The organism is Ewingella americana, assembly GCF_006438725.1.
Classification (GTDB): domain Bacteria; phylum Pseudomonadota; class Gammaproteobacteria; order Enterobacterales; family Enterobacteriaceae; genus Ewingella; species Ewingella americana_A.
This window is the reverse complement of record NZ_RCZD01000006.1, coordinates 146,215-163,556: the sequence shown is the minus strand read 5'-3', so window position 1 is coordinate 163,556 and position 17,342 is coordinate 146,215. Positions and strand designations below refer to the sequence as shown.

Annotated in this window: 8 protein-coding genes; 6 read left to right on the top strand and 2 right to left on the bottom strand. The window is 44.5% G+C overall.

Features of this window, described 5'->3' with window-relative positions; genetic code table 11:
- Window position 1: 1 nt before the first annotated feature.
- Both phnG and phnF read right to left on the bottom strand, forming a co-directional pair.
- Window positions 2–445: a phosphonate C-P lyase system protein PhnG gene (gene phnG / locus EAH77_RS13025; RefSeq protein WP_140473245.1), complete on the bottom strand. Its 444-nt coding sequence runs from the start codon at window positions 443–445 to the stop codon at window positions 2–4.
- Window positions 446–1,171, bottom strand: a complete 726-nt coding sequence (phnF, locus tag EAH77_RS13020) for a phosphonate metabolism transcriptional regulator PhnF (RefSeq protein WP_140473361.1) — start codon at window positions 1,169–1,171, stop codon at window positions 446–448.
- A 676-nt stretch (window positions 1,172–1,847) separates the two neighbouring features.
- Here phnF and EAH77_RS13015 point away from each other — a divergent pair.
- From EAH77_RS13015 to EAH77_RS12990, 6 genes are read left to right on the top strand one after another with little or no spacing between them, the layout of a single operon-like run.
- Window positions 1,848–2,414, top strand: a complete 567-nt coding sequence (locus EAH77_RS13015; protein WP_431306768.1) for a fimbrial protein — start codon at window positions 1,848–1,850, stop codon at window positions 2,412–2,414.
- A gap of 48 nt (window positions 2,415–2,462) precedes the next feature.
- On the top strand, window positions 2,463–3,191 hold the full coding sequence (locus EAH77_RS13010; RefSeq protein ID WP_140473243.1) for a fimbrial biogenesis chaperone: 729 nt from the start codon (window positions 2,463–2,465) through the stop codon (window positions 3,189–3,191).
- A gap of 45 nt (window positions 3,192–3,236) precedes the next feature.
- Window positions 3,237–5,840: a fimbria/pilus outer membrane usher protein gene (locus EAH77_RS13005; protein WP_140473242.1), complete on the top strand. Its 2,604-nt coding sequence runs from the start codon at window positions 3,237–3,239 to the stop codon at window positions 5,838–5,840.
- Window positions 5,837–6,871: a fimbrial protein gene (locus EAH77_RS13000; RefSeq protein ID WP_140473241.1), complete on the top strand. Its 1,035-nt coding sequence runs from the start codon at window positions 5,837–5,839 to the stop codon at window positions 6,869–6,871. Before EAH77_RS13005 ends, EAH77_RS13000 begins: the two co-directional genes overlap by 4 nt.
- A gap of 38 nt (window positions 6,872–6,909) precedes the next feature.
- Complete coding sequence (locus EAH77_RS12995; protein ID WP_140473240.1) at window positions 6,910–8,640, top strand: ShlB/FhaC/HecB family hemolysin secretion/activation protein; 1,731 nt, start codon at window positions 6,910–6,912, stop codon at window positions 8,638–8,640.
- Between the two features lie 47 nt (window positions 8,641–8,687).
- Window positions 8,688–17,273 (top strand): hemagglutinin repeat-containing protein, encoded by an 8,586-nt coding sequence (locus EAH77_RS12990; protein ID WP_161985799.1) that lies wholly within the window; start codon window positions 8,688–8,690, stop codon window positions 17,271–17,273.
- Window positions 17,274–17,342 lie beyond the last annotated feature (69 nt).

Genomic DNA, 17,342 nt, shown 5'->3' with positions numbered 1-17,342 from the left:
ATTATTCTCCGCGAACCAGGGTGAAGAAATCGACGCGGCTGGCAGCCACTTCACGGGCGCGCCGTTCGCGGCGGGCCTGTTGGGTTGCCGCCAGCGGGGCGATAATCATTTTGTGCAAAAGCTCGTGCATACCGTTGACCTGCAGCAGTGCGTCGATCACCGCGCAAAGTTCGGCATGTTTTTTGTCGCGACCGGTGACGTAGCTGTAGCCATAGGTGCCGCACTCGAGCTGCACCACGGCGCGCGTGACGGTCATGTCGCCCATCACAAAGCGTTTACCCGTGCCGCCCATGCGGCCCTGAAGTTGGGTCAGGCCGGTTTCTGCGGCGCGCAACCGTTCAAACTGCGGGGATAAATTCAACGGCTGCCAGTGGGCGAGAAGTTCAGCGGGGCGGCAGTGGGCCAACACCGACATCCAGCGCTGGCGGTTTTTCAGGGCGTCCATTCAGTGCTCCATCGTCAGTTCAATCATGTCGGCGCGGGTCAGGCTGACGGAGTATTCCGCCACCCGGTCGCTGCCATCACAGGTGTTGAGGGTGCGCACGCAGAGCAGCGGGGCCTGCGGTACGATTTCGAGTAACTTGCTCTCTTTTGCCAGTGCCCGGCGGGCGTTGATACGGGTAGTGCGGCGGCTGAGGGATTGTTTGATCTCGTCGCGGATGAAATCGTGCAGCGAACCGCTGTGAAAATTCTGTAACGACGGCCACCAGTCTAGATCCGGCAAGTAATGGTCGATAACGCACACTGGCACGCCGTTGACCCGGCGCAGAGTGCGCAGATGGATCACGGTATCGCCTTCCTGTAATGAAAGCGCGGTAGCCACGTGTTCGGTGCAGGGGCGCAGTACCGCCAGCAGACGTTCGCTGGTCGGGTGGCTGCCTTGATCGAGCAGGTTCTGGCTGAAGCGGGCCTGCGAATGCAGCGGATAATCATAAGGGCGCATCAGCACCAGCGTGCCCACGCCCTGACGGCGCTGCAGCCAGCCACGGTCCACAAGTTCATCCACGGCGCGGCGTAATGTGTGACGGTTGACCTGAAAGCGTTCGGCCAGTTGCTGTTCCGGTGGCAAATAATCTCCGCAGCGATAGCCGTTGCGGAGCTCCTGTTCCAGTTCGGCGGCAATCTGCTGATAGACAGTGGCATGGCTGGTCGGAGGTCTAGATAAGTGCATCATAATGAATACCTCGCACGGTTCAGACGGGCTAAGGGTGGGGTTGCGCAAATGCGTAATGACAGGCGATTCTTTGGAGATCGATATGAAGGCGTCATGATGCAAACCTCAGTTCGGTGATGGCATCAGAATGACGGTATGAAATGACAGTTTGGTGAAGGTCTGGTTGCAGGGATGTGAATAGTTGGATAATAACAAAAAAAGATGCTTGCAGAAGTTATGCAATATTTATATGTATTAATAGGAGTTATTATTTTTATTTATTGATGTTCTCATTTTTATTGTATCTCCTTGTATTAAGGAAAGATCCTGCTTGTTAATATCTAATGTTGCTTGTTAATTAATGGCTCTTAATGAATCATTTAGAGAACCTGCTGTTACTGTGTATATATTGATTTATTGAATCAATGGCAGGGTTAATATATTTATTTTTTATGTTTTAAGGGAGGGATACGCTGAATTGTGATGTTTTATCGATGTCTGGCACATGATGCATAATATATATATATAACATCACTATTTATTATATCCATGATGAATATTTCTTGCGGGATGCTAAATTGTTAACCTAAAAAAGAATTTCTATAATGGAAACGATTTAAGTATATTTGCTCACGCTGAGGCTGATCTATTTTATTAACACTGACAAGGAAGAGTTAAAATGTCAAAATTTTCCATTTCAAAAGTATCAAAAATTGTTCTATTACCTATTTGCTGTTTAGCAAGCAGTATGGCGGCTAGTGCTGAAGATGGCACTATTACGTTTACAGGTAATATCAAAGATGCCACCTGTGTCATTACTGGTGGTTCGACCGGGAGTGAGTCTTCAGGCGGAGATTTCACCGTTGCCTTAAAAGACGTCAGCACGACGGCATTAAAGACAGAAGGCATGAAAGCCGGTGATACAGCGTTTCATATTACTCTTAGTGGTGCTGACTGTCCAAACGGAAAGTTTGCTAATGTTTCATGGGAACAGGCAGCAAGCACCAATATTAATAGTGCAACAGGTAATTTAAAAAACTCGACAGCTGAGGGTTCAGCAACCAAAGTAGAAGTTGTTTTATCTGACGAAAGTAAAAAAGCAATCGATTTAAGGGTTCCTGTGACTTCTGCTGCCGCAGGGAAAGAGATTTCTGGTAATAGCGCAATCTTTAATTACTGGGCACAATATATCGCGACCGGTGGTGCAACAACTGCCGGTACAGTCAATACTGATATTGTTTATTCAATTATATATAACTAATAACCAATAGGGTGTTTAGGCACCCTATTTATTTATGCTGGCGGAATAATGAATATTAAAACTAAGTTGGCAGTGTCATTGCCTTTGATTTTCTCGTTGCTAATACCAGCTTATGCATCTATTCAGGTAATGGGAACGCGTGTTATTTTTAATGCGAAAGAAAAAGAGCAGTCAGTACGCATAAATAATGTGGGGGATGCACCTGCACTCATTCAGGTATGGATCGACAGCCGCAAAGAGTCAAAAATAGAGGATAAAGAAAACGTTCCCTTTATTATTAATCCGCCGATTAGCCGAATCAACACGGGTAAAGGTAAGGTGTTACGCATCTTTCCAACGGATGAGACAGCGACTAAATATCCGCAGGACCGTGAATCCATATTATGGATCAATATTCTGGATGTTCCACCGGAAGACGAAGATGCGGCTGGAAAAAACCTGATGAATATTGCAGTAAGAACACGGTTAAAATTTTTCTACCGCCCTGCAGGATTAAAAGGCGATTTATTGACCGCATCACAGCAAGTTACCTGGAGTATGAAGAAGACCGCAGGAGGATACAGTTTTACAGGATCCAATAACTCGCCTTACTACATCTCATATGCATCAATAAAATTAGCAGGACAGGATGATAATATCTTGCAGGGCGATGTCATAGAACCCTTTAGCAGCAAGGTGTTTGAATTCAAAAATGTAAATTCTGCAATAGCACCTGTATTGAGTTATACCTTCATAACCGATCTTGGTGCATTTGTTACAAAGGAATTCAGATCCTAAGTAATCATATTATCTGATTATGTAGACTGATAAAAGGGATATCATGTGAGTTATTTTAACCATACATCAGGGGTCTTGCCTTCAATTTTATTGATTACCTTTGGCTTTGTGTCAATGAACGCGTTTTGTGAAATAGTCCCAACTATATCGGACGAGAAAAACGTGGAAATAGTAAACCCTGAACCCAAAAAAGAAAAAAAGACAGTTCATTTTAATAATGGGTTTATGGTTGGTAATCTTGCTGGGATGGATCTCTCTGAATTTAATAACGAGAGTGTTACAAAACCGGGTATCTATCATGTTGACATTCAGATTAATGACAGAAAAATCGGCATTAAGAAAATAAAATTTATATCAACTAACCAAAAGGGCATTGTTCAACCCTGTTTAACTAAAGAGTTGATATATCAGTTTGATATTGATACCAGTAAACTACAGCCTGGTTGGGAAAATGGCGAGTGTATTTTATTAAGCAACCTGGTTTCGGGGACTTCGTTTAAGTATGACACCGACGAAGAGGCGCTAAGTTTTACCGTTCCTCAGGTAAGTTTGCTCAATAATCCAGAGGGTTATGTCAATCCAGCGTTGTGGGATAATGGTGTTCCGTCTTTAGCTGTCAATTATTCGCTCAGCGCCAGTAATACGCGGAGCAATGACCATACTTCAGATGATTATTACTACGGTAATGCACTCTCTTCATTAAAGATGGGAGCGTGGCGTTTTTATACCTTTGACAGTGTGACTAAAAGCAGCACTTCTACCCAATGGGACCACCTTTCTTCCTATGTCCAGCGGGCTATCGCGCCGCTTCAGGCTGAAATGAAAGCCGGTGACATTAACACCACGGGTGAGCTGTTTAATACGGTTTCATTACGAGGAGCCAGTATTTCGACCGATGATCGTATGTTGCCTGAATCTTTGCGGGGGTATGCACCGGTGGTTCGTGGTGTTGCCAATACCAATGCGAAAGTCACCATTAAACAAAATGGCAATGTTTTAAAAGAACTGACGGTTCCACCCGGTGCATTTGAGATCTCGGACCTTTATGCAACCGGCTATGGTGGTGATCTTGAAGTGACAATCACCGAGGCGACGGGTGAGGTCCGCACTTTTGTCACACCGTACTCTAGTGTGCCCATGCTGTTACGTGCAGGGCATTCAAAATTCTCTACCACGGTAGGGGAGATACGTAATGATTCGCTAAGTGACAAACCGATGGTCTTTGAAGGGACCTATCAATACGGTATCACTAATGCGTTAACTGGCTATGCGGGTGTGCAAACCACGGATGGAAATGAGTACTCAGCCATCATGGGGGGGGTTGCATTGAATACCCCTATTGGCGCATTAGGGGTGGATGTTACTCGCTCATTTACCTCTTTTGATATCGATAACCAGGAAGAGTGTGACCGCTTTTGTCAGATGAGCTTAAAAATAAGTTTGGCAAAATTTATAAATGAAACAGGAACTAACCTAAGCCTGGCAGGTTATCGTTATTCAAGCCCGGATTATTATTCTCTCACTGATGCTTTATTGACGTCCCAGGCATTAAAAGACAATAACAATCAATATCTCCCGGTAAATTACCGCGATAAACTTGAAATCAATATAAGTCAGAATCTTATTGATGGCTGGGGGAATGTTTATGTCTCTGGTTATTACGGCACTGAGTGGGAAAGCGATACAGAACAAAGCAATATCAGTAGCTACCAGTTTGGTTACTCAAATTCCTGGCAGGCAATGAGCTATAACATTAACGTCAGCCAAACAATAAATGAAGACGGTGATACTGATAATGCGATTTATCTTAGCATGTCGGTGCCATTTGGTACGTTGAGTTCCAAGGTGCCTAAGCTCAATGCATCTGTCAGCTATAACGACCAAGATTCAAGTGTCAGAACGGCGCTGAATGGTACGGCAGGTCAATATAACCAGATGTCGTATGGTGGTTGGGTTAATTACATTCAGGATCACCAAACTAACGCCGGTATAAACCTGGGATACAGCGGCAGTGCCATGCAAGGCAATGTGGGTTATAGCCAAACTGAAACATCGTACATGACCAGTATGAATGGCAGCGGCGGCATAGTATTGCATGAAGGTGGTATTAACTTTACCTCTTCACTGAGTGATACGTTTGGCATTATTGAAGCGAAAGGTGCTGCCGGATCTCATGTTTATCCAGATATGATTTCTCAGGTTGCTGATAACGGTTATGCCATTATTTCCTCATTAAATCCTTATCAATATAACGATATTTATCTTGATACCAAAGGAGCCGCTGTTGATATCGAGGTTGAAGATACCAAAGCCAGTTTGGTTCCTACTGCAGGAGCTTCGGTTAAGCTTTATTTCGAAACAAAAAGTAATGCAACTAAGTTCCTTCATATAAAGGATCAACAAGGTAATGCCATTCCTTACGGCACTATCATCAAAGATAACGCAGGAAATGTTCTAGGTATTGTAGGGCAAGGTGGCCGGGCAATGGTCGATCAGCCTGAAAAAAATGAGATGCAATGGTTGTCACTAAAATGGGTGGCGAAAAAAACACCTTATTCATGTCATGTTAAATACATTCCTGAAGAAGAGGAAGCGGTTGAAAAAAATGCTTCTATAACTACGATTAATAAGGTTTGTGAGAAAATATGAAAAAGGAATTAATCGATAACATAAAGAACGGAAGTGTTCTCAGGTTATTTGTGAGTTCAATTCTTCTTGGCATGATTTCCTGGCTGGCAACCGCGCCTGTAGCAATGGCCGCGAATAATTGCACTATTACTCAGGGTAAGGCCGTTAATGTCTCATTATCTATTCCGACACTCAGACCCTCAAAGAATGGGACGAGCGGTACTGTATTAGCCAGTGCGGAAGTGCCTACTGCGGCTATCAGTTATACCTGTGGTAATTTAATTCGTGACTCCTGGCGTTCACGTTTTACTCGCTCGGAGTCGACTCAACAAGCATTGGATAATGTTTATAACACCAACGTTGCGGGTGTTGGTATTAGATTAAGTTGGCCAGCCAGCAGGAGTATGTATTTTCCCAATACTGCCGAGTGTATCAGTTCATGCATAGAACCCGCGGATAAGGTTACTGTAGAGTTTGTACAAACAGGAGTCATAGATATGGGCACTATTCCTGCAGGTACTATTGGTGAGGTGAATTTAACTGCCAATACAGCCCCCGGCCCTGATTTGACGCTTATGACTATCAGCTTAGCAGCACCTATTGATGTGGCGGCAAAATCTTGCGCTATTTTAACGACCAGCCAAAATGTTGCTCTTGGTGAATATGCGTTAGCTGATTTCCAGTCCAGGAAGGTACGAATGGGGGGGGAAGTTTCCTTTAAGCTGACAGTAGATTGTCCTCAGAAAAGTTCCGTACAGTTTAAATTTACGGCTTCTAATCGGCCTACGGGTTCTGCTAAAGGTTATATTCCAAACTGTGATGATGATGATTGTGCGCAATCAGTTGGTGTTCGGTTATTGAATAACTCCAGCTCTGCTGTGTATACCGATGGGACAGCCGTTGATGCCACCGGCGCTACAAAAGGTGGTACAACAAGTATCACCGGTGAAAAATCGTTTACTTATAAAGCGCAAATATATCCATCTGATATTAAGACAATGACTGCGGGGAAAATAGATACGCATGTTGTCTTTGATGTATTAATGAACTAGTGAGCCACTCACGTAAATTATATTAAGGAGTTTTATATATGTACAGGAAGTATAAAATATTGGGAGTCGGTGCACTTTTCATCTCGTTTGCCGGGCAAGCAGCGATGCTGTCTCCTATGAATTCAAATCGTGACCTTGATCAACTCGAACGTCGTCAGACTCAAATGAGTATTGAGCAACAGAAGAAAAGGGAAGCGGATGTTATTAATTCAGGAACGAATTCTGAGGAGGTTCCAGATAGCTTCGCGAAAGCTGGGTCTGGTTATAAATTTGATATCAATGATATTCAGATAGTGGGTGATGATAAATTCAACGACTCACCACGACGTCAAAAAATAATCGATGCTTATAACCATAAGAAAATGGGCCAGTATGAAATTATTTCATTGATCAAAGAACTGACTGATTTTTATATTAGTCAGGGCTATACCACTACCGCTCTGACGATTCAAGAGAGTAGCCTAAAAAGTGGAGTGTTAAAATTAAAAGTGCTGTGGGGAAAAGTATCAGGGTTTACCGTTGAAGGTAAAGACCCAACCCTTTTTCAATCAATGCGATTGTTTAGTGCGATCCCATTTGCAAAAAATAAAGTATTGAATATGTCTGACGTGGACCAGGGGCTGGATAATCTCTTGCGCGTTTCACCTACAGACAAATTAGTTATTGTCCCATCTAAAAAAAACGGTTACTCCACACTGGATTTACAAAACAGTGATATTCAAAAGTTTTCGGGCAATCTGGGAACGAATAACTCAGGCACTGAAAGAGATGGCTGGAGTCAGTATTTCAGTAGCCTTAATGTGAATAACCTGCTTAGTTTAAACGATGTATTAAATTTCTACTACTCGTTCAATGATCTTAATCATAATGATGATAGTCAAAAATCCTGGTCCCTGAACTACAGTATACCTATCGGTTACTGGGCTTTTGATGCGCAATATTATCATTCGAGCTATGCCAAAATGATTGGTGGTGATTATGGTGGTTATGGGTCCGATGGTGACTCTGACCGTGCATCACTGAAAGTGAGCCGTATGTTATTCCGTAATGCCACGGGTAAAACCAGCGCTTACGCCAAGCTTGAAAGTCGCAATAGTAGTAACCGCATTGAGGGTTCACAAATTGATGTAAGCAGTAAACTTTATACTAACGCCACAGCAGGATTAACCCGTATTGGTACGTTGCTCGATGGTTCATTATATGCCGATTTGAGTACTACTTTTGGTGTGCCGTGGTTCGGTGCTGCCAGGAGTGATGATCCTGATTTGACTGGATTCGATGTCGATTCTGTTAAATATAATGGTATTTTGAGCTGGTCAAAATCTCTTTATAAAAATGATCGCGTGGGTATTGAATACGAATTGGGTTCAGGTTTCCAGTATACGGATGATATTTTAGTCAGCGATGCCAATATGAGCATTGGTGATGAATTCACTGTCCGTGGTTATAAAGACAGCTACATGTCAGTTAACAGCGCTGCATATCTGTCCAATACGTTCAAATTCCCTATTAGTATCTACAGGTTTGGTATTAATCAAATAGCACCCTTTGTTGGTTATGATCTGGCTGTCGTAAAAGACAACTGCTCAACAGATATTTCCCTATGTCATCAGGAATATATGACGGGTGCCGCTATAGGTTTGAAGTTTAGCGCAAGTCATTTTAATAGTTCGCTGACCTATAGTCGGCCAATAGTAGAGCCATCATCATTAAGAAACGTCGGGATGTCTCAGGAAGCCATTTATTACAATGCTTCCATTAATTTTTAATCTATGTCATGCGTTATATAGTTACAAACATAAAAACAGAGGATGTTATGAGCAAGAAGAATATTGGCAACACAGCTGGCCAGAGATTTAATATGCGGCTAAAACCGATTTGTCTGGCAATGGCAGGTATTTTCCCAACAATTGCATCTGCAGGGGCAATCTATCCGGCTACTCCAGGCAATCATGCACCGGTAATGGATCAGAGTATCAATGGCGTTCCTGTTATCAACATCGTCGATCCTAATTCACAAGGTGTTTCACACAATAAATTCGATGAGTTCAATGTTGATTCACAAGGCGTGATATTCAACAATAGCATGCAGGATGGCGTAAGCCAAATCGGCGGAACTGTTATTAAAAATAACAATTTAACTAATGAATCCAATGTCATTATTTCCGAAGTCACCGGCGCAAAAGGTACGCAAATTAACGGTGCTATGGAAGTCTTTGGTAAGAAAGCCGACCTTATTGTTGCTAACCAAAATGGTATTACAGTTAATGGTGCAACGACTATTAATGCCAGTAACTTGACATTGACCACCGGTAAAATTAACCCACAGGCTGACGGCAGCGTGCAGATTAGCGTGGAAAAAGGCGCGGTCAATATTGAAGGGCAGGGGATTTCTACCGAAGGGCTGGGTTATTTCGATATTGTCAGTCGCTCAGCAAAACTCGACGGCGAAATCGCTGGCCAGGCAGATATTAAAGTGTTGACCGGTCTGAATGACTATGACCCGAAATCACGTACACATACTGTACGTGATGCGAACGCCAGCGACCGTCCGGAAGTCTCCATTGACGGTAGCGCATTGGGTTCAATGTATGGTGGTCGTATCCAGCTGATCAGTACTGAAAGCGGCGCCGGCGTTCGCCATGAAGGCAGTATCATTGGTAACCAAGGTATTGAGATATCCGCCAATGGTGATCTGCGCTTGAGCGGGCTGAAGAGTGAACAGGGCGGCGTGACACTCAGTGGTAATAATATCAGTGTGCAGAAAAATACCAATGGTGAGGGGGGGATTGATAGCCAATGGGATCTGATCATTAATGCGTTAGCACACGTTGATCTCGGGGCTGACGCTGTTTCACAGCAAGGCCGTATTGTTATTAATGCCAGCTCATTACTGCAAAATGCCGCTACGCTGATGGCTAAGAATGGCCAGTCGGCATCTGTAAATGTTCCTGCAATCCAGATTAATGTCGCCAATGACTACCAAATTGTCGGCATGCTCTATGCCGTTGACCAGAATGGCCAGGCCATTTCCGGAGCGGTTATTTCATTGGAAAATGGCGATTATGTTGTTCGCTATAACGGGCAGGTCATTGATGCGAGTATTGCTTCCAATGCGCAAGTCGTCAGTAATAGCGGTGATATCGCTATTACTGCCAAATCTGTTAATAATAATAACGGCGGTATTGTCGCTCAAAAAGGTGCACTGGTATTCAATATCGACGATCTGGTTGAAAATAACGGTATGATTAATGCGTCAGGCTCACTGACGATTAATACTCGTGCGCTTAAAAATAAAGGCATTATCTTCACTGACAGTCAGCTCATTAATACGAGTTCCTTTGAGAATGCGGGGGGCTCATACGCGAAAAATGCCATTAATGTAACAACGGATTCACTTGATAACACTGGGGCGATGAGCTCAACGGACAGTGATATCCAGCTGGATATCAATGGTGCTGTTGCAAATAACAGCGGAAATATTTCTGCCAAAAATGTCGTTGTTAACCAAAAGAATCAAAGCGATAAAAGTGCCGTATTTACCAACGCAGGTAATATTGACACCACGGGTTCTTTGCATATCAATACAGATTCGCTGCATAACAGCGGTAAACTGACTGTCGCAGAAACTGCTGATATTGCCTTGACAAAAGAGCTGAAAAATAGCGGAATTAACGCTGAGATTGTCGCGCAAGATTTGCTGATCTACAGTAATCTGACAGATAATGCTCTGAATGTATTCAACGAATCAGGCTGGATTCAGGGAAGTAATTTACATTTTGATCATCTCGATACGATCAAAAACACCGGTAATGCAACGCTGATTGCTACTGGCGAGATGAAGTTCGAAAATATCAGTAATATTTTCAATGATGATTCAATTATTCAAGCCGATTCAGTATTGTTAAGTCAGATCCAGAATGTTAATAATACCAACAATTCTCTCATTGAAGGCACCAGCAGTTTGCAAATTGCTGATGTTGATCAACTGAATAATGATCAATCATCGCTCCAGTCAGATGGCGATGTCACTATCAATAATGTCAGTGCTTTGACGAATACTGGTGGGTTGATTAGTTCTGGCAACGTTCTGAATATGACCAATGTTGAGCAGCTTCTTAATACGGCATATTCTACTATCCAGGCAACGTCAGCGTTACTTATCAATCAGATGACTACGCTTGAAAATAACACCGGGTCTTTGTTGTTATCACAAGATTCGATGGCAATCGATAGTGCAAAAAATATTCATAATGATGCAGATAGCCAAATAGTTAGTGAAACATCGCTGAATATTTCTAATGCTGACAGCCTTACCAATGCAGGCCTGATCCAATCAAATTCTAATCTCAATATCAGTAATGTTGTTAATCTTCTTAATACCGGACAGGATGCTTTGATCGCCGGGGTGGATAACCTGACTATTGATAGTGTGGAAAGTTTATCCAATACGGACAAGGCCACGCTGTCGGCCGGCCTTAAGTTGATTTTAAACTCTATCGGAACACTGATTAACAACGCGGCGAACATCAGTTCTGAAGAAGGTACATCAATCAGTGCCAATGATTTAACCAACTTAGGCGGTAGCATACAGAGTTATGGTGATATCGTTTTAAAAATCACTAATATTATTCAGAATATTTCATCTTCAGGCGGTTTAGACGAAGACGGCAACCCATTAACCTATGGCGCTGATATCACTAGTGATGGTGGTAATGTCGATATTACTGCCGGTAAAATTGTCAATAATGCGGATGTGCTTGCTGACAATGTTCTGGTGAATGTAGATGATTTAGATAACACATCAGGTAACATTGAAGGTTATAAGACGGCTGATTTCAGAATAAAAAATGATTTCATCAATATAAATGGCACAGTCAGAGGCGATGAAAAGATGTCTCTGAATTTGGCTAAAGATTTTGTCTTTGATGACAATTCTGGCAGCATTGAAAGTTTATCTGATTTAGTTATTCATTCTGATGGCAATATTTCTATCTATGATACGATGGAAAGTGGTGGTGATCTTACTCTGGATGCCGGAAAAGATCTGACTAACTACTCTGCTATTCTCGCTTCAAAAGATATCACCCTGAAAGGGAAAAACATTACCAACGTGTATACCCCTGACACACTGGATAGTGATGGTAATGTTATCAATGCAGCATTGAGTGCTCTTATCTGGTCTGGCGGCAATCTCAATATTGATGCACGCGAAGGAACGTTCCATAATGAAAAAAATGGTAATGTTCTGAGTGTCGGAAAAATGGGGATCATTGCTAATGAGATTATCAATGACGCCGGTATTATTCGTTCCGAAGGCGATATGTCATTGGATGCCAGAAGCATACAGAACCGCAGTGAATACAGCGGTGGTGACTGGAAAAATGGTCCAGTTCAGGAAGGTATTGGTTATATTTCGGATATTTCGAAAGTAGCCACTCATGTATTTTGGACAATCAATACGTATTTGCCGACGTTATCTTCAGATATTTCATTATTAACCACGGCGGAAATTTCCTCTGGCGGTAAAATGATGATCAATCAGGGGGGGATCTTTGAAAATACCGCAGAGAATCCTTTAGAGGTAAATAACGAGGGGGGGATTATCCAATCAGCGGGTGATATGACTATTACCGGTAATCTCACTAACAAACCTAAATATACCGAAGCCACATTGTATGATTACCTGACTGAACCACTGGCGCAGCCTATATCCATTAATTATAACTGGTGGAGGGGGGCACTTGGTCGGGGTGATAACACGGCGACTTTCGATACGGTCTATTGCTTCCTCGACTGGATGTTTGGTAACGGTAGCCCAAGCACCGTCGATGGTAGTGAGCTGGACAAAGACGATTTTCTCAAAACACTGCGCAAAGCAGCTGCTGGCGGGAGTGACAGCCAGGCTTCTCCACAGCTCAACACTGTGATGACCATGATATTTGGTGAAAGCTGGTTGACCACGGATTTGGGGACGCTACAAGATGACTGGAAAAATCTGGGTAAATCGGCTGACAGCAGTGATATAGGTACTGATGCTGCGCTGAAAGAAAAAGGTTTCTATTTCCTGCCTAACGAAAAAGGCAGCATTGTGTCAATGGGTAATTTTACTCAGAACGGCGGTACGTTGGATAACGGTATAGGTGACTTCGTTACCGATACCGGGCATTCGGAATCGGTGAATGTTGAAAAAGTCGGTGACCAGGATATTGCCCCAATAGGTGGCAGTACTGAAGTGTTGGTAAATCTCAAGGATATTGAAGAGTTCCGCGCGGGCATTTCGCCAATGTCCAGCATTGATGCCATGAGCAAGTTACCGGCACTCTTCCCGTATTCAGATGGCTGGAACAGTCGTAAAAGTACCGACCCTAAACTTAAGGATGGCCCGAGTAATGCTATTACGCCAGTTTATGAAACACGTGCAGGCATGGTGGATCAGAGCAAATACTACGGGTCTGATTATTTCTTCGAAGAAGTAGGCTACGCGCCTGAAACGCCGGTTTACGTTATTGGTGATAATTATTATATTTCTGAACTGATCCGCCGTGAAGTCAACGACTCTGTGGGCACCTATTTCGCCGTCCGCGATGGCGTTGAAGGTGTGGATATGGTTCAGATGCTGATGGATAACGCCAAATACGTGGTTACCCATGGGGTTAAGGTCAGCGATGCGGGAGCCGATCCGGAAACCAGTAAGGCAACCGGTACAGAAACCAGTACGATAACCGGCGCAACAAGCAGTGCAGCAAACAGTTCGGCATATGGTACGGAAACCAGTACGATAACCGGCGCAACAAGCAGCGCGGCAAACAGTGCGGCATATGGTACGGAAACCAGTACGATAACCGGCGCAACAAGCAGTGCGGCAAACAGTGCGGCATATGGTACGGAAACCAGTACGATAACCGGCGCAACAAGCAGTGCAGCAAACAGTGCGGCAAATGGTACGGAAACCAGTACGATAACCGGCGCAACAAGCAGTGCAGCAAACAGTGCGGCAAATGGTACGGAAACCAGTACGATAACCGGTGCAACAAACAGTGCGGCAAACGGTGCGGAAACCAGTACGGTAACCGGTACAGCCCCTCAAATGCAGGACCTTGGTCTGGTCGTCGGCGTCGCGCCAACCAGCGAGCAGCTTAAATTGTTGGATAAGGATATTGTTTGGTTTGTAAACCAGACGGTTGATGGTGAGCAAGTATTAGTGCCGTTTGTCTATCTGGCAAATACAACGCTTGATGATATGTCAAACAGCGCCAAAGAATCCTCGGGATCCGCAGTTATTCACGCAAAGGGCGATGTTAATATTGATGCCACTTCAGTGAATAACAGTAATGCGATTATTTCTGCGGGGAATGATGTAAACATAAAATCTGAAGGCGATATTAATAACAAAAGTAATGGTGCCAGCGGTGGTATTATTGCTAAAAATGACGTCAATTTGACCAGCACTGATGGTTCCATTAACAATGATGGCGCCTATATTAAAGCGGGCGATGATATCAATATGAAATCAACTGAAGGTGATATTACCTTCAATGATATGCATGAGATTTCTGCTGATTATACGAATGATATGGATATTAAGAACGCCATTAACTACCGGAAAACTGAAATTGAGACCACAACGGCGACCTCCGTTGCCGGTCAGGTTACGGCGGGTGGTAAGTTGAATATTGATTCTGCGAAAGACGTCATTATGAAAGGTGGCGAATACAGCGGGACTGATGGCAGCATTACCGCTGCTGGTGATGTGGATATGCAGGCAACGCAGGACTATTCGCATACTGAAGAGTCAGTTAAAGTCCGTGAATTCTCCATTACCGGGCAAGCGAATGCCATGGGGTATTCTGCTTCGGCTGAAAATAGTGGTCTTGATGGTAAGAGCAGTACCTCCTCATCGGGTGATTACGGCTATGACTACGGTTCGGATGCGACGGGTAATGGTTCGCACAGTCCAGGCAAGTCAGCGGTCGGGCCGATTGCTGAAAGTTTTATCGGCTATCGCTCTTCAACCGATACGTCCACTGAAGATACCAAAACCAACAAAAATGGCTCGTTTAATTTTAGTAACAATTTAAATGTTGATGCCAAAACAGTTGATATTGGTGGGGCTGATCTTAAAGCCGGCAATGAGCTAAATATTACTGCGGATGAGCTTAAGACCACGAAATATACCGATACAGACGAGAAAACCTTTAGCCATGAAAATCTGTCTATCGGCGCCACTACCAGTGTGTCCAGCGTATTCTCTGATATAGCGGATAAAGACGCAGGGATGATTGAGAACAAAGTTAACAATCCTGACGTTGGTTTTGATGGTCTGACCACCGCGGCTCAGACTGCTGGTGATATTACCAACTTAATCTTTAACGACTATGCATCGATTAATACCACGCTGGGTGTCGATTACAGCAAGTCTTCAGGTTCTTCGAAAACCACCAGCGAAAATATCACCCACATTGATGCCGGTAAGGTCAATATCAAAACCAAAGGGGATACTACCCTGGCGGGTACCGACATTAAGGCCGGTGAGGTTTCGATTGATGCCGGTGGTGATGTGAATATGCGGGCGGCTGAAAAAACGTCCAGCTCTAACGAAGATGGAATGTATGTCAGCGTTGGGGTTTCAGTCGGTGCTGCTGTGGACAAAGACTCTGCAGGTGCGGGGGTATCACTTGATGCATCAGGGGGAAATAACCACGAGAATAACGGGTCCAAGTCATACACCAATAGCACTATCACGGCCGATAACGTCTCGATCAAGAGTGGTAATGATACCAACCTGATCGGCGCGGATATCACGGCCAAGACTGCAGATATTACCACTGGCGGCGATCTCAACGTTGTCTCGGTTCAGGATACTGTCGACAATGATGCATCAAGCTGGCATGCCGGTATGTCTGTGGGTGTTGCAGCGACCACTGATGGTGGGGTTATCCCAACGTTCTCAGCAAATGGTGGTGGTGGGTCTGATTACCACGACAGCGCCACAACCGCTGAGCAGTCAGGTATTCATACCAGCGGTACGCTGAATGTTACCACCGGTGGTGATCTCAACATGACCGGCGGGCATCTGATTTCAGATGACCATACCGGTACGGTAGATACCGCAGGCAATATTAACGTTCAGGATCTGAAAGATACCACTGAACAAGATGGTGCCTACGGCGGCGGCGGCGGCGGTGTTACCAAGACCGGTGCCAGCGTCAATATGTATGCGCAAACGACGGATGAGATTCACTACAAGGAGGATCAACATTCGACTATTGATGTTGGCACCCTGGATAAAACCAAAGTTATCGGTGATCTCAATACCGATGGCAGCAAAACATCCACCGTAGTGCAGGATGAAAAAGAGTGGGGGAGTGATATCTCGGCGACCGTTAGTGTCCCTATGCCAAGTAAGAAGGGAAGTTATGATGTTGACCAGCCTGACGCGAAGAAACCTGCTGATGTTGAGCCAATTAGTCATAAACCGATTGATGCCGATGCAGTCGACCCAGTGAAACCGAAGCCGAAACCGGCCGATGCTGATGTTGAGCCAGTGAAGCCGAAACCGGCCGATGCTGATGTTGAACCAGTAAAACCGACGGTAGATCCGAAGGCAGAACCTGCAGACTCTACGGTAGAGCCGGTCGTCGATCCTAAGCAGCATGCAGACTCTGAAGATGTGCCTAAAGTAGAACCGGATTTTTCCACAGACCCAGTGAAACCGACGGTAGATCCGAAGGCTGAACCTGCAGATGCTAAGGTCGAGCCAGTAAAAGATCCGGATTCACATAAGTCAAACTCTGAAGATGTGCCTAAAGTAAACCCTGATTCTTCCGCAGACCTTGTGAATCCGAAGGTGGACCCTGCGCATCCAGATGCAACTGATGGCGGTAAAAAATGGCCTAAAGTTAAAACCCCGGAACGCGTGGTGTTAACCCCAGGTTCGGCTACCGGTAACACCAGTTGGGTTGAGCCACCGAAAGGCGGTACCGGTAAAAACGGAACGGCCTATGAAGGTGTACCAAGAAGCGGTTCGACGAAAGTAGTTGATACGGCGCCAAAAGCGTCAGCTAAGGAAACAACGCCTGAGGCTAAAAAGACCGATCCAAGCCAATATAATGGCAAAAAATGGGCAACCGTTGAGCCATCGAAAGGCATCATTCTTAGCCCGGGTTCCAGCACCAACAACGTTCCGTCAAATGCGACACCGCGTGATGGTAACACCAGTAATGGGGGAACCTATGAGGGGCAACCGATTCGTCAGCCAGTGAAACAACTGCCTGATGGTGCATCCAACTGGCAGCCGTTGTTGCCTGAACATACGATGGCTTCTGAGCATACTTATCAGGACACCGAATGGTCAGTCAGTAATACCAAAATCAACCAGCGTGGTGGTCCGGTAGCCTAACGGATAACACATAACGAGTTGAAATATAAAAGTGTGCTTCATCTGAAGCACACTTTTTTTTGTCTCTAT